Annotated in this window: 9 protein-coding genes; all 9 read left to right on the top strand. The window is 57.1% G+C overall.

From position 1 onward, the window contains the following. Positions 1 to 13: 13 nt before the first annotated feature. The 9 genes from hrpT (at position 14) to LF929_RS11200 (ending at position 14,682) form a co-directional block, all read left to right on the top strand. Positions 14 to 205 carry an HrpT family type III secretion system protein gene (hrpT, locus tag LF929_RS11240; protein ID WP_226093515.1) on the top strand — a complete coding sequence of 64 codons (192 nt, stop codon included), beginning with the start codon at positions 14 to 16 and terminating at the stop codon, positions 203 to 205. After that, positions 202 to 603, top strand: coding sequence for an HrpV family type III secretion system protein (gene hrpV, locus LF929_RS11235; RefSeq protein ID WP_210177629.1), 402 nt, complete (start codon positions 202 to 204; stop codon positions 601 to 603). Before hrpT ends, hrpV begins: the two co-directional genes overlap by 4 nt. Before the next feature lie 159 nt (positions 604 to 762). Continuing rightward, positions 763 to 1,743: a harpin HrpN gene (gene hrpN, locus LF929_RS11230; protein ID WP_226093514.1), complete on the top strand. Its 981-nt coding sequence runs from the start codon at positions 763 to 765 to the stop codon at positions 1,741 to 1,743. A 362-nt stretch (positions 1,744 to 2,105) separates the two neighbouring features. After that, positions 2,106 to 3,782 carry a ShlB/FhaC/HecB family hemolysin secretion/activation protein gene (locus LF929_RS11225; protein ID WP_226093513.1) on the top strand — a complete coding sequence of 559 codons (1,677 nt, stop codon included), beginning with the start codon at positions 2,106 to 2,108 and terminating at the stop codon, positions 3,780 to 3,782. Positions 3,783 to 3,900: 118 nt separating this feature from the next. Beyond that, the gene (locus tag LF929_RS11220; protein ID WP_368678938.1) at positions 3,901 to 12,939 is read left to right on the top strand and encodes a hemagglutinin repeat-containing protein; all 9,039 of its coding nucleotides are present in this window, start codon (positions 3,901 to 3,903) and stop codon (positions 12,937 to 12,939) included. Next, positions 12,936 to 13,217 carry a hypothetical protein gene (locus LF929_RS11215; protein ID WP_220177733.1) on the top strand — a complete coding sequence of 94 codons (282 nt, stop codon included), beginning with the start codon at positions 12,936 to 12,938 and terminating at the stop codon, positions 13,215 to 13,217. The genes LF929_RS11220 and LF929_RS11215 overlap by 4 nt, the downstream gene beginning before the upstream one ends. 240 nt (positions 13,218 to 13,457) lie before the next feature. Further along, entirely contained in the window at positions 13,458 to 13,727 is a 270-nt protein-coding gene (locus LF929_RS11210; RefSeq protein ID WP_226093512.1) for a hypothetical protein, read from the top strand. 107 nt (positions 13,728 to 13,834) lie between these two features. Next, a complete protein-coding gene (locus LF929_RS11205; protein ID WP_226093511.1) occupies positions 13,835 to 14,131 on the top strand; it encodes a hypothetical protein in 297 nt (98 codons plus the stop codon). Positions 14,132 to 14,265: 134 nt separating this feature from the next. Next, the gene (locus LF929_RS11200) at positions 14,266 to 14,682 is read left to right on the top strand and encodes a hypothetical protein (RefSeq protein WP_226093510.1); all 417 of its coding nucleotides are present in this window, start codon (positions 14,266 to 14,268) and stop codon (positions 14,680 to 14,682) included. Positions 14,683 to 14,704 lie beyond the last annotated feature (22 nt).

Genomic DNA, 14,704 nt, shown 5'->3' with positions numbered 1-14,704 from the left:
GTGAGGAAGAAAAATGATGCGTTATCAAACCCTGATGCTGCTGTGCGCGGCGCTGATGCTGAGCGCTTGTGCTACCCGCACGCCAACCAGCGCTTGTACATCTGTGAACTGCCGTCCGGATCCTGATGGCCGACAGATGGTTATCTGGTGGCAGACGGACATGCGACCCGGCGCGGCCGATTTTACTCTGGTGAGCGTGCCATGACCGATAGCATCCGGGGGGTTGATGCCATGATGGCGTTTATGGCCGCGATTACCCGGCATCAGGCGGCGCGCTGGTCGTTGCAATCCGGTATCGAGCTGGTGTTTCAGCTCGCTGAGCATGGCTATGAACTCATGTTGCAGATTCACCCTGGGAAACACTATCCCGGTTTGTATCGCCGCCTGCTCGAACGCCGTTATCAGCAAGCGGCGGAGTATGACGGATGCCACCTGTGCCTGAACGGCAGCGATGTACTGATCCTCTGGTGGCCGTTGCCACCTGCGTCTGACTCCTATGCACAACGGGTTGAACAGCTGTTTGCCTTGGCCGAGCTGACATTACCGCCGGTTGCGACAATGCGAGCGCAAAAAGAGCGCAACGTGCCGCGATTTGTGCGGTAACTGCCGCTTTTTTAGGCCAGACCGGTGAATAGGGGGAACCGTTTCACTGCCCGTGTCACTCAGTAACCAGTATCCATCATGATGCCCACATCGGGAGCGGCGTAGGCATCCGTTGCAGGTACTGTTGCGAACATCTGACATGAATGAGGAAACGAGATTATGCAAATTACGATCAAAGCACACATCGGCGGCGATTTGGGTATCGCCGGGCTGGGACTGGGGTCACAAGGCCTAAAAGGCCTGAATAGCGCGACGCCATCATTGGGTTCCAGTATGGACAAGCTGAGCAGCACTATCGATAAGCTGACTTCTGCGATGACCGCGATGATGTTTGCCAGTGTTATGGCGCAGGCGTTAGGGGCGAAACAAGGCGCTGGCGGCGGACAAGGGGCTGGCAACGCCACGTCGGCATCGGGCAGTGACCCGTTGTCTGACATGTTCCAGAAGGTATTGAATACGCTTTTGGGCAACAGTACGGCTAACGGCATGATGAAGCAGGGCGATCAGATGCCTCAGTCTTTGCTAAACGGCAACCAGATGACACCGGACAACATGGACGCATTCGGTAAAGGGGTGGGGAATGCGTTGTCCTCCATTCTGGGTAATGGTTTGGGGCAGGCGATGGGCGGCTTCTCCGGGCTATCGCTGGGGGCTGGCGGTTTGCAAGGGCTGAGTGGCGCAGGCGCATTCAACCAGTTGGGCAATGCCATCGGTATGGGCGTGGGGCAGAATGCGGCGCTCAATGCCCTGAGCAATGTCAGCACCCATGTAGATGGCAATAACCGGCATTTTGTGGATAAGGAAGATCGTGGGCTGGCAAAAGAAGTCGGCCAGTTTATGGATCAATATCCGGAAATTTTTGGTAAACCGCAGTACCAGAAAGACAACTGGAGCTCAGCAAAAACAGACGACAAATCCTGGGCGAAAGCGCTGAGTAAACCGGATGATGACGGCATGACCGGTGCCAGCATGGATAAATTCCGTCAGGCGCTGGGGATGATTAAAAGCGCGGTAGCGGGTGATACCGGGAATACCAACCTGAATCTGCGGGGGGCAGGCGGTGCATCACTGGGCATTGATGCTGGCGTCGTCGGTGACAAGATAGCCAACATGGCGTTAGGTAAGCTGGCGAACGCCTGATAACGCGCCATGAATATCAGGCAATGACGGTCGGGAAGAGGCGAGGAAACTCGTCTCTTCTGCTGTAGAACAGAGGCAGGCTGGGTACGTTTTCATTCGGATCCAGTTTCCTATTTATAGATTTCGTTTCCTTTTATTCATCGACGTACCAGCAATATTGTGATCCTGGTTGCTGTTATGGGTTCTTTTTAGAACTTATTGTCATAAAAAAATATGAAAATCACTAAAATCAATGGGTTGTTTCTGAAATATCGGCGTTTTGCGGTAATCGAATTGTAAGTTTTTGTATTGTTTTCGAAATAAATGCACATTATTATTTAGGTAATCTTTACCTTCTGTTTCTATTTACATGGATGTGCATCATGCCTGTCAGTCGCAGGAAAGCTGACCTGATCGTGAGCTTTTTCTTTATCGGTTATTCCGTTTCCGCGCTCGGCGCACCGCTGAATCCGGCGGAGCGAAGTGAAATCCAGCAACATCAGTCGGACGTGATTGAACAGTCCCGCCAGCAGCGGGAAGCCCTCCAGCAGTTAAGCAACATCGTGCAGGCACCACTAAAAGCGGATAACACGCCGTCAGGCCCCTGTTTTACCCTGCATGAAATTCGCTTTAATCACAGTACGTTACTGAGCCCACGGGATCAGGCCACCCTGACCGCTGGCTACCTCAATCGTTGCAACAACCTTGAGCACATCAACCAGTTGGTGCATGACGTCAGTAACTGGTATATCCAGCGCGGCTATATCACCAGTCGGGCGTTTTTGAGTGAACAGGATTTGTCAGGGGGCGTGCTGCAACTGGAAATTCTGGAAGGGCGGCTGGAAAAAATCACCATCAACAAACAAACGGAACGGATGACCCGTACCGCGTTTCCGGCTCATGACGGAGACATCCTGAACCTGCGCGATATCGAACAGGGGATGGAGCAGATGAACCGCATGCCGTCCCAGCAGGTGACCATCGAAATCCTACCGGGCAGCACGCCGGGGTACTCGGTGGTGAACCTGACCCGCGAAGCCCGCCTGCCGTTTAGCGGTGGCCTGACCGTCGACAACAGCGGCCAGAAAAGCACCGGTCAGGAACAACTGACCGGCAGCCTGACGCTGGATAATCTGTTCGGCGCGGCGGACCAGTGGTTTCTCACTGCCGGTCACAGCAGCCGTTTTGCTACCAGTCATGATGCGCAGATGCTGCAGGCCGGTTTTTCACTGCCCTATGGCTACTGGAGCCTGGGCTACAGCTACGCTCAAAGCCGTTATCGCAATACCTTCATCAACCGCGATTTCCCCTGGCGCTCTACCGGTGACAGCGATACCCACCGGCTGTCGTTGTCGCGTGTGGTGTTCCGCAACGGCACGATGAAAACCGCGCTGACCGGCGCGCTCAGTCAGCGAACCGGTAACAACTATCTGAACGGGGCACTATTGCCGTCCAGCAGTCGCACGTTGAGCAGTGTGTCGTTAGGGGTCAACCACAGCCAGAAGCTATGGGGCGGCCTGGCGACGGTTAACCCAACCTATAACCGCGGTGTCCGCTGGCTTGGCGCAGAAACCGATACCGACAAAAGCGCCGATGCGCCGCGAGCCGAGTTCAATAAATGGACGCTGTCCGCCAGCTACTATCACCCGGTTACCGACAGCATCACCTACCTCGGCAGTCTGTACGGACAATATTCGGCCCGTGCGCTGTACGGTAGTGAACAGCTGACACTGGGCGGGGAGTCGTCCATCCGCGGGTTTCGTGAACAGTACACCGCCGGTAACCGGGGGGCGTACTGGCGTAATGAGCTGAACTGGCAGACGTGGCAGTTGCCGGTCATGGGCACGGTCACCTTCATGGCCGCCATCGACGGGGGGCACCTCTACAACCATAAACAGGATGACGCGACAGCGGCCTCGTTATGGGGGGGCGCCGTTGGGGTCACCGTGGCCAACCGCTGGCTCAGCCAGCAGGTGACGATGGGGTGGCCGATATCCTACCCGGTATGGCTGCAACCCGACGCCCTGGTGGTGGGTTACCGGGTCGGGGTGTCGTTCTGACACACGCAATATCGTTTATTTATTAAAAAATAGTGATTTTATTTCACTACGTTAAACCCATTTTCCTGTGTCGGCACGGCATGGGGTTTTCATACAGCACAGAGTCAGGAGTTCAGGGATGAAAGCGGTGAAGTCGTCGCAGCAAGTCATGGTGTGGTGTCTGGTGTGGCTGACCGGGCTGCAGCCGCTGCTGCCCGCCTGGGCGGCCGGCGTGACAGTGGCGTCGGGCAATACCACGCTGGAGGCGGCAGGAAACGGCGTACCGGTGGTGAACATCGCCACACCGAATGCGGCCGGGCTGTCGCACAACCGCTATAACGACTTCAACGTGGATAACCGCGGACTCATCCTCAACAACGGCACCGCCCAGCTGACGCCGAGTCAACTGGGCGGCCTGCTGCAGAACAACCCCAACCTGAACGGTCGCGCCGCCTCGGCCATCATCAACGAAGTGGTGTCGCCCAACCGCAGTCATCTGGCGGGCTACCTGGAGGTGGCCGGTCAGGCGGCCAGCGTGATGGTGGCGAACCCGTACGGCATCACCTGTAGCGGCTGTGGCTTTATCAACACCCCGCGCATCACGCTGACCACCGGCACCCCGCAGTTTGACGCGGCGGGCGGGCTGAGCGGTCTGGACGTGCGCGGTGGTGACATTCTGGTCGACGGGGCGGGGCTGGACGCCAGCCAGAGTGACTATTTTGCGCTGATAGCGCGCACGGCAAATCTGCAAGCCGGGCTGAATGCACGTGATGCGCAGGTGGTGCTGGGGGCGAACCGGGTAGGGAGCGACGGGCGGATAACGCCGCAGGCGGGAAGCGGGGCCACGCCGGTGCTGGCACTGGACACCGGGGCACTCGGGGGCATGTATGCCAACCGTATCAGTCTGGTATCGACGGAGCAGGGTGTCGGGGTGAACACCGCCGGACTGAGCGCACGTCAGGGGGACATCCAGCTGTCGGCGAACGGCCGGTTGCAGGTCGGCAGTGCGATAGCGCAGGGGAACATCACGGCGCAGGGCGGCACGCTGGTGGTCTCGGGCGACCAGCAGGCGCAGGGCACGGTGGCGCTGCGGGGCGAGCAGGGCATCACGCTGGGTACCAGCCGGACACAGGCCGGTCAGGGGCTGACGTTGTCGAGTGACGGGCGCATCAGCGCCGACCGTGCGCGGCTGAGCGCGGGCGTGAGTGACAGCGGCACGGTACAACCGGGGTACGGTCTGACGCTGTCTGGCGCGGCGCTGGCGCTGGGGCAAAGCCAGCTGGCGGGTGACCGGCTCAGCCTGAGCAGTACGGGGGCGGTGAGCCAGTTGTCGGGCGGTGCCTGGCAGGCGAACAGCAGCCTGACACTGCAGGGCGACGCGCTGTCACTGGATGGCGATGCGGGGGCGCAGACGCTGACGGTCAGTGGCGGCAGCCTGAGTGGCGCGGGGCGCTGGCAGTCAACAGGTGACCTGTCGCTGGGCGGGCTGACCACGACGCAATGGGACGGCACCCTGCTGGCTGGCGGCACGCTGTCGCTGGAGACGGCCAGCCTGAGCAACCGGGGCACCCTGGCGGGCGGGCAGGTCCAACTGACGACGCCGGTGCTGGACAACCGGGGGACGGTGAGTGGGCGTCAGGTCAGGCTGCAGGCGGGGCAACTTGCTAACAGCGGGACACTGTCGGCGGACGAAGGGCTGTCGATACAGGCACAGACCGGGCTGGATAACAGCGGCTCATTGCTGTCAGGCGGAGGCCTGACGATAGCCGCCGGGCAGACGGTCAACCGGGGCGTGCTGTCGGGGGGCGCGGTGACGCTGAGCGGTGATTCGCTGTGGAACAGCGGGGTAGTGCAGGGGCGACAGTCGCTCGGGGTGAATGCCCTGACTGGGTTCAGCCAGACGGCAGACGGCGCGCTGACCAGCGGCGGGACGGTCACGCTGTCATCGGGGGCGCTAGACACGGCCGGTGCGTTATCGGCGCAGGGGCTGCAACTGCACACCGGACTGTGGCGCAATCAGGGCACGGTGAATCTGGGCGGCGACGGGCAACTGACGCTGGATGCACTGGATAACAGCGGCATCCTGCTGTCGTCCGGTGCCTGGGGCATCACGGGCGGGCGGCTGGGTAACAGCGGCAGTCTCGGCGGCGTGCGGCTGTCGGTGACGGCGGACAGTCTGGATAACAGTGGCACGCTGTTAGGCGCACAGGCGCTGACGATAGCGGCCGGGCAGCAGCACAATAGTGGCCTGCTCAACACCGACGGGCTGATGACGCTGTCGGGCACGACACTGGACAACAGTGGCACGGTAAAAGCGCAGGGTGGCCTGTCGGCCGCCTTTGACGGTCGTATCGACAACCGGGCGAACGGCCAGCTGCTGAGTGTGGGACGCGGGGAGATAACCACCGGTGTGCTCAGCAATCAGGGGGTGTGGCAGGCAGACAATCTGACGCTGACGTCAGGCGCGCTGGACAACGGCGGGCGCATTCTGGGGGTCAATAACGGCACACTACAACTGAGCGGCGCGTATACCGGGTTTGCCGGGAGCGAGCTGACCAGCGGTGGAACGTTGCAACTGCAGGCTGACCGTCTGGACAGTGCCGGGTTAATCAGTGGCACAGATACCACCGTCAAGGCCGGGACGCTGCAAAACGGTGGTGTACTGCAAGGGTATAACGGGCTGACGCTGAACGCGCTCCAACTCGATAACAGCGGGACGATGCAGGCGCGGCAACTGGACATCACCACCGATGGTCAACTGACGAACCGGGGCACGCTGTTGGGGCTGGCGGGGCTGACACTCCAGTCGGCTGGGCTGAATAATGCCAGCGGGGCACGGCTGTACAGCGCGGGGAACCTGCAACTGCGTACTGGCACGTTAACGCAGGAAGGGGAACTGGCGGCACTGGGAAGTCTGAAGGCGGATATCGGAGGCCCCTTCACCCTGACTCACACCCTGGCGGCGGGCGACCAACTGACGCTGAACGTCACGGGTGACCTGCTGCAGGCGGGGACGTTGCAGGGCAACGGCGTGACGGTAAGCAGTACCGGCACGCTGACACAGCAGGGGCGCATCGTCGCGGGCACTGGCACCAGCACCTTGTCGGCGGCTGCCATCAACCAGACGGCGAGCGGCAGTATTCAGGGCGGCGGGCCGCTGAGCCTGCGGGCCGATGGCAACATCACCAACCGGGGCTTTGTCGGCACGGCGGCGGACCTGCTGCTACAGGCGGGCGGGCTGATAGACAACAGCAGCCTGCTGTACGGCGGCGGCAACCTGCAACTGCTGTCGGATGCACTGGTCAACCGGTTCGGCAACATTCTGGCGGGGAACAGCCTGTGGATACAGCGTGACGCAGCAGGCAACGCCAGCAGCAGCGTGTTGAACAGCTCAGGCACCATCGAAACGCAGCGTGGGGATATCACAGTGCGCACCGGCACGCTAACCAACCAGCGCGAAGGGCTGACGGTGACCGAAAGCAGCAGCTCGGCGGCGGATATGTCGAGCTGGGCCGGGGGGGCGACGGCACAAATTCCGGTGAGTTGGTTTAAAAATGTGGATATCGGTATTCGAGAGGAAATTGATAGTGGTGGCAATGAAAATGGCGCTGGTTGGCATTCTATCTATTATTATGTCCGACCTTATTGGAGGGTATTGCGGCAGCAAGTAGTGGTAGAAAATCGGGAGGTCCAGGTCAGAACCGGCGGTGGAGAAGGAAAACTTATAGCTGGCAGTAATATTTCGGTAGATGCCGGAGTGCTGAACAATATGGCATCTTCTTTATTAGCAAATGGCTCAATATGGCTATCTGGGGGGCAATTAAATAATCAGTCTTATCAGAATGGGAAAATATATAAATATTTAACCTACGAATATAAAAGCCGTTACATCACTAATGAGCCAACTGCACCTAGTTATTATGGTAATGAAGATCGCTATACCCAGGAAGAAGGTCCCAATTTAACGAGTATCCTGTCGATGACAGGAAAAGAGTTTGAAGAATTTGTAGATAATATGAAGAGTCAGCATCAAGGTGATTCTTTTAGCTATGTTCTAACCGGCGATCCCACCACCGAATACACCCCTGGCCAGTCCTACAACGCCACCATTCAGGCGGGCGGCGCAATAACCGCCAATTTCGCGCAGAACATCAGTAACACCGGTTTACAGCCGGGCAGCGGTGGCTTTATGCCGGCGATAGCCACGCCAACGCTGAGCACCGCCAATGGGGCGGGCAGCCAGAATACCCCGGCGTCACCGTCATTGGTGGCAGGGCGAGACCCCTTATCGCTGGCCGGAAGTAGTGACCCGTCACTGAATGCCTTGCAGGCGGCGCTGGCCCAGTTGGGCGGCCCGTCGCTAAACGACTACCCGTTACCCACCAGCCAGAACGGGCTGTTTGTTGCTGACACCAGCAGCAACGGCCGCTACCTGATACGCAGCAACCCGCTGCTGAGCCAGCTCGGGCAGGTCGACAGCAGCCTGTTTGGCGACCTGCGTCGCCTGCTGGGGCAGACACCGGGCACCCGCGTGCCGGTGGAGACCAGCCCGACGCTGACCGACCCGACGCAGTTCCTCGGTTCGTCCTACCTGTTGGGCAAGCTGAATCTGGACGCGGAGCACGACTACCGTTTTCTGGGTGATGCGGCGTTTGACACCCGTTACATCAGCAACGCGGTGCTGAGCCAGACCGGGCAACGTTACCTCAATGGCGTGGGGTCGGACCTGGCGCAGATGCAGACGTTGATGGATAACGCAGCGGCGGAGAAAAGCCGACTGAACCTGCAACTGGGGGTGAGCCTCAGTCCAGAGCAGGTGGCGGGGCTGAGCCACAGCATCGTGTGGTGGGAAAACATTACCGTCGACGGGCAAACTGTGCTGGCACCGAAGCTGTATCTGGCACAGGCGGATAAAACCAACCTGTCAGGCAGCCGCATCGTGGCGAACAGCGTCAGCCTGAGCGCGGGCGGGGATATCGACAACCGTGGCAGCACGGTGACGGCGCTGAATGCGCTGACTGTCACCAGCGGAGGGCGGGTCACCAACAGCGAGGGCGGGCTGCTGAACGCGGGGGGCGCGCTCAATCTGGTGGCGCTGGGTAACCTGACCAACAGCAGTGCCACCATTCAGGGTAATACGGTGACGCTGGCCAGCGTCAACGGGGATATCGTCAACACCACGACGACCAACCAGTGGCACACACAAGCGAGGGACGGCCGGGGCAGCGGGTCGCTGACACGTACCGATATCGGCCAGACCGGGCTGATAACCGCACAAGGCGGGCTGACGTTACAGGCAGGGCACGATATCGCCCTGAACGGGGCGCAACTGAGCGCGGGTGGGCCGCTGGCGCTGGCAGCAGGCAACGACATCCAGCTGAATGCGCTGGGCACGGTGACGGAGACGGTGCGTCAGGACGGGCGCGCCACGACACAGCGTCGGCAGCAGGGGCTGGTGCAGAGCACACTCGCCAGCGGGGGCGACCTGAGCCTGAGTGCCGGGCGTGACCTGAATGGCACGGCGGCACAGCTGAGTGCGACGGGCACCATGGCGCTGTCGGCGGGGCGTGACCTGACCCTGCTGTCCGCTGAGCAGGAGCAGTTCAGCTCGAATGCGTGGAACCGCCATCTGGACTGGCAGCAGACGGTGACGCAGCAGGGCACGGTGCTGAACGCGGGGGACGGGCTGAGCCTGCGGGCCGGACGTGACCTGACGCTGCAAGGGGCGCAGGCGGAAACGCGTGGCGCACTGACGGCACAGGCGGGCCGCGACCTGAACCTGCTGTCGGCGACAGAAAGTCAGCACGACTTTTTTGAAGAAACCACGGTGAAGAAAGGTTTCCTGTCCAGCACCACCACGCACACGTTGCGGGAGCGGGAGCAGACCACGGAGAAAGGCACGCTGCTGTCGGCAGGCAGTGTGGCACTGACGGCGGGGCATGATATCGGGGTACGCGGTTCGTCGGTGGCGGCGGACGGCGATGTGGCGCTGACAGCCGGGCATAATATCAACACGGCGGCCAGTGTGGAGACCTACCGGCAGTACGAGGATGTCAGCCGCAAAAAGAGCGGGGTGTTCAGCGGAGGCGGAATTGGCTTTACCATCGGCAGTACCTCACTTCGTCAGACACTGGCGTCAGCGGGGACGACGGAAAGCCAGAGCGTCAGCACGCTGGGCAGCACCGGCGGGTCGGTGAGCCTGCGTGCTGGTCAGGACGTGAACCTGTCCGCCACCGATGTGATTGCGGCGCGGGATATTCAGGTGGTGGGCAATACGGTCACCATTGATCCGGGTTACGACAGTCATCGCCAGTCACAGAAGATGGAGCAGAAAACCGCCGGATTGACGGTGACGCTGTCTGGCGTGGTGGGATCGGCGCTGAACAGTGCCGTGCAGGCGGTACAGGCGGTGCGTGAGCAGAGTGACAGCCGCCTGCAGGCGTTGCAGGGAATGAAAGCCGCGCTGTCAGGGTATCAGGCTTATCAGGGCACGCAGGTCGATACCAATAACAAAGGGGCGTCGTCGTTTGTCGGTATCAGCGTGTCGCTGGGGGCGCAGCGTGCCAGCAGCAGTCAAAGCAGTGAACAGTCACAGAGTTTTGCCTCGACGCTGAATGCGGGCCATGATATCAGCGTAGTGGCCCGCCAGGGCGATATCACTGCCGTCGGCAGCCAGTTAAAGGCTGCCAACAACGTAGACCTGAATGCGGCTCACGCGATTAATCTGTTGTCGGCACGCAATACCGAGTCGTTGACCGGCAGCAACAGCAGCAGCGGCGGGAACATTGGTGTCAGTTTTGGGCTGAGTAACAGTGGGGCAGGATTCAGCGTCTTTGCCAACGTCAACGCGGCCAAAGGCCGCGAGATGGGCAGTGGCAACAGCTGGTCGGAAACCACGGTGGATGCGGGGCAGCGAGTCGGCCTGACCAGTGGTGGAGACACCCGTCTCATCGGCGCACAGGTCAGTGGTGAGCGCATCGTGGCCGATGTGGGGGGCGATCTGCTGCTGGCCAGTCAGCAGGATAACAACCGCTATGATTCCAGGCAGACCAGTGTGTCGGCAGGCGGTAGCTTTACCTTTGGCAGTATGACCGGCAGCGGTTACCTGAGCGCCAGTCAGGATAAAATGCACAGCAGTTATGACAGTGTGCAGCAGCAGACCGGGCTGTTTGCGGGTCAGGGGGGTTACGACATTCACGTCGGCAACCACACCCAACTGGATGGGGCAGTGATTGGTTCGACGGCCAGCGCAGATAAAAACCGGCTGGATACCGGCACGCTGGGCTGGAGCAATATCGATAATCAGGCGGTGTTTTCGGTGTCGCACAGCGGCATCGGGCTCAGTGCCAGCCCGTCACTGAGTCTGTCGGATATGATGAAGTCCGCCGCGCTGACCGCGCCGTCGGCCCTGATGTCGATGGGGCGTGGCGGCAACGCCAGCAGTACCACTTACGCGGCGGTGAGCGACGGTGCGCTGATTATCCGTAATCAGGCCGGTCAGCAGCAGGACATTGCCACCCTGAGCCGGGATGTGGAGCACGCCAATAATGCGCTGAGTCCGATATTTGACAAGGAGAAGGAGCAGAAGCGCCTGCAGACGGCGCAGATGGTCGGTGAACTGGGCTCACAGGTGATGGATGTCATCCGCACCGAAGGGGAAATTCGTGCGACGCGGGCGGCTGAAGCCAGTGGCAAGGTGGATCGCCCGGCGGATAACGCCTCCGAGGCAGTGTGGGATAAATACAGGAAAGATCTGACGGAAACGGCAGATTACAAGGCGGTGATGGCGTCTTACGGCACCGGCAGTGACCTGCAACGGGCGGCGCAGGCGGCGACGGCGGCTATTCAGTCGCTGGCCGGCGGCGGTAACCTGCAGCAGGCGCTGGCGGGTGCCTCGGCACCGTATCTGGCGCAACTGGTGAAAAGCGTCACGATGCCAGCGGACGAGCGTAAAGCCACGGCATCGGACATCGCGGCCAATGCGATGGGCCATGCACTGATGGGGGCGGTGGTAGCGCAACTGTCGGGCAAGGATGCGGTAGCGGGTGCCGTGGGCGCGGCAGGTGGCGAGCTGACGGCCCGGCTGCTGATCATGAAAGAGCTGTATGGAGGGCGTGACACCAGCGACCTGACGGAAGCGGAAAAACAATCGGTGAGCGCCCTGGCGTCACTGGCTGCGGGTCTGGCATCGGGGATTGCATCTGGCAGCGTCGAGGGCGCAGCGACAGGTGCCCAGGCCGGGCGTAATGCGGTGGAGAATAACTATCTGAGCAACCAGCAGAAGGCTCAGAAGAAGAAAGAGCTTGAAGAGTGTCAGACCCAAGCCTGCAAGGTGCAGGCTGAGGCGAAGTGGACGGCGATAGATTTAGGGCAGGATGGAAGTTTTGCAGCCGGGATGGTTGCTGGGGTTCCGGCAGGGCTGTATGACACGATCGACGGTATCGTGAAAACGGCAAGCAGCCCGATGGAGACATATGAGGCGCTGAAATCGCTGTTTAACAGCGGTGATGTGCTGGGTAATGTGTCGGATGCGGTGAAACAGTCGTATATAGACCGCATCAACAACATGGAAGCGGAATACCAGAAGGCCGGAGCCAGTGGCTCGTTCAATGCCGGTGTTGAAGGCGGAAAACTGGTTACGGATATAGCGGGTCTGCTTGCCAGTGGTGCGGGTGTGGTCAAAGTGACCGCAGGCGTAACGGAAAAGATCGTTGCCAGAGTTGCTGGTAAAGCTGAAAATGCTGTTCGCCATAGTGCTGTTCCGTTTCCCAATAAAGTTCTTGGTGAATATTCAGCTATTAAGCCTGGGCCATTAGCTAATGATTTAGCAACTACTTTCAGTGGGGGAAGGTATAAAGAAATGGTGTTGCAGGAGGATACTATCCTTTATCGAGGGGGAGTAATCGATAAAGAATATGGTCAATTCTTTAGTGTTGAAGCACCGCAAGGAGTTCTTCAGACAAGGATCGATAAAGCTGTTCTTCCTAAGTGGCCTGGTGGGGGGACATCACCAATTGATACATCTATTGCGATAAAAATCCCCGCTGGTACAAAGGTGTATGTCGGTGAGGTTGGGTCTCAAAATGGAGTATATGTCGGTGGTACACAGCAGATTGTAGTTGTTAAACCTTGGGAAATCGAAGGCACTGAAATTATTGAGAGGAAACCGTTAAAATGAATAAAGATAGATTGCTAGTAATACAAAGCAAATTAAAACGTATGGCACTACTTTTAAATGTAGGCGGTTACCCTGATTGGGCTAATGGACTTGCTGAGCTCTCTGATAGATTGCTCTTCTCGCCAGAAGAGGTTCGAACAGAACTCCTGGGCCTTTATGGTGGAATGGGGTCATTGAATGATTTATTACTCTACAAGAATGGTGCTCTTTTGTTTGATGAGAATAAAGAGTTTGATAGTTTAAGAACAGAAGTTTTCGATTTAGCTTCATACTCCTGAACGATCCCGACCTTTGCGCCGGGAGCATTGTTTTTACCTGTTAGACTCACCCGCTGCCCTTGAGCGAGAGTAGCGGTTGACTGAAAATACTTCAGCCCCCAGACAGGAAATGTTTTGTGGCCACCGCCAATTGGCTGTGTCCACATTACGTGGGTAGGATCAGACGTCCTGTTCCTAATAGGGGATGGATATCAACTGGAGTTTACAATGTGGAGGGAAACTGTAGGAGTTTGCTTCTGTGTGGTTAAGTTAGACACTGAGGTGCTAATCTATGATATCGGAAATTTCATTGTTACATCTATGACAGATGAAGATAGAGTTATTTCCGATGAAATTATCTCTGACGGAAATTCTACAGTTTATATCAGGAATGTAAAAATCCTGAATTACTTTTTAAATGCGCTTAGAAATCATTTCCCTTCAATGCTTGAAGGGAAGATGGACTGGCTTGAGTTATATGAAAAATCAGAGTGGTATAGCCAACCTAGAATTGAAAAGCGAAAAGTATGATTATTTATTCTATGCACCAAGTTGTTGTGACGTTCAACATCAACTTTTGTGGCTGATTCCATATGGGATATTTAGAGTGAACAGACTGTTAAAGTGAGCATGGTATTATGTATAATATATTAAGTGAAATATTTTTTGATGATGGGAAAAGAGCTGTTGTCATTGACCAATTAGGGATGAAGGAAAAGTATGGCAATGCTGAGTGTTCCCAGAATCTCTATTTGCTAGATGAAAATGGGAATGTTATCTGGAGAGTTAGCAGTAATTTTGATGAGGATGGTAACCCTTTTACAAACGTTAATCTAAACGATGATAACAATATTGAGGCTTATAGATGGAATGGCGGACTTTATTCAATTAATAAAGAAACAGGCTTTGCTACCCCCAAAATATTGTTGAAATAATTGCAAGTCTACCACTTTGATGGTTCTGGCCTTTCCGTAACATGGGCTCTGAATGTTTGATATCTGATCAGGTTGGCGGTTGTGTTTAGATAAAATGTGTGTATTAACGTTGTTGTTGGAGATGATAGCGAGATATGAAGTATATTTCCTGTGTACAAAAGATAAAAATTGAATACTCGGGTTTATCCTTTGGCTCTGCGACTACAGGACCGCAATTATTATCTGAGGTAGAAGGGATATTGATAGTTAGATTTGATGATGAGGTTTTTTTATCTGAGGATGGTATATTATTACTTGAGCTTGCAAAGGACTTGTCTAATTGGCTAAAAATAGGAGGTGATTTTGCATATTACTCAATGGACTATGAGGATGGGCCTATTTTGTCTTTCAAGGAGGCAGGGGGATTTTGGGAAGTACGTAGCTCTTGGAGTGAATATGCTTGTAACGGAATAGATATGTTAGCCATTGTCAATGGGGTTGAATCGTTTATCTCTAGTTTAGCATTCGACTTAAAATTAAAAAATATAGATGTCAGTCTTTCTATTTTATAGTTTTTGGGAGTGTTAGAAATTC

Origin of the sequence: Dickeya oryzae, assembly GCF_020406815.2 — a bacterium.
GTDB lineage: Bacteria > Pseudomonadota > Gammaproteobacteria > Enterobacterales > Enterobacteriaceae > Dickeya > Dickeya oryzae.
The sequence above is the reverse complement of the archived record's forward strand: the minus strand, read 5'-3'. Positions and strand labels throughout refer to the sequence as shown.

Coding starts and splice junctions, on each gene's coding strand:
- hrpT (WP_226093515.1), top strand. CDS start 14: ATGATGCGTTATCAAACCCTGATGCTGCTGTGCGCGGCGCTGATGCTG.
- hrpV (WP_210177629.1), top strand. CDS start 202: ATGACCGATAGCATCCGGGGGGTTGATGCCATGATGGCGTTTATGGCC.
- hrpN (WP_226093514.1), top strand. CDS start 763: ATGCAAATTACGATCAAAGCACACATCGGCGGCGATTTGGGTATCGCC.
- LF929_RS11225 (WP_226093513.1), top strand. CDS start 2,106: ATGCCTGTCAGTCGCAGGAAAGCTGACCTGATCGTGAGCTTTTTCTTT.
- LF929_RS11220 (WP_368678938.1), top strand. CDS start 3,901: ATGAAAGCGGTGAAGTCGTCGCAGCAAGTCATGGTGTGGTGTCTGGTG.
- LF929_RS11215 (WP_220177733.1), top strand. CDS start 12,936: ATGAATAAAGATAGATTGCTAGTAATACAAAGCAAATTAAAACGTATG.
- LF929_RS11205 (WP_226093511.1), top strand. CDS start 13,835: ATGTATAATATATTAAGTGAAATATTTTTTGATGATGGGAAAAGAGCT.
- LF929_RS11200 (WP_226093510.1), top strand. CDS start 14,266: ATGAAGTATATTTCCTGTGTACAAAAGATAAAAATTGAATACTCGGGT.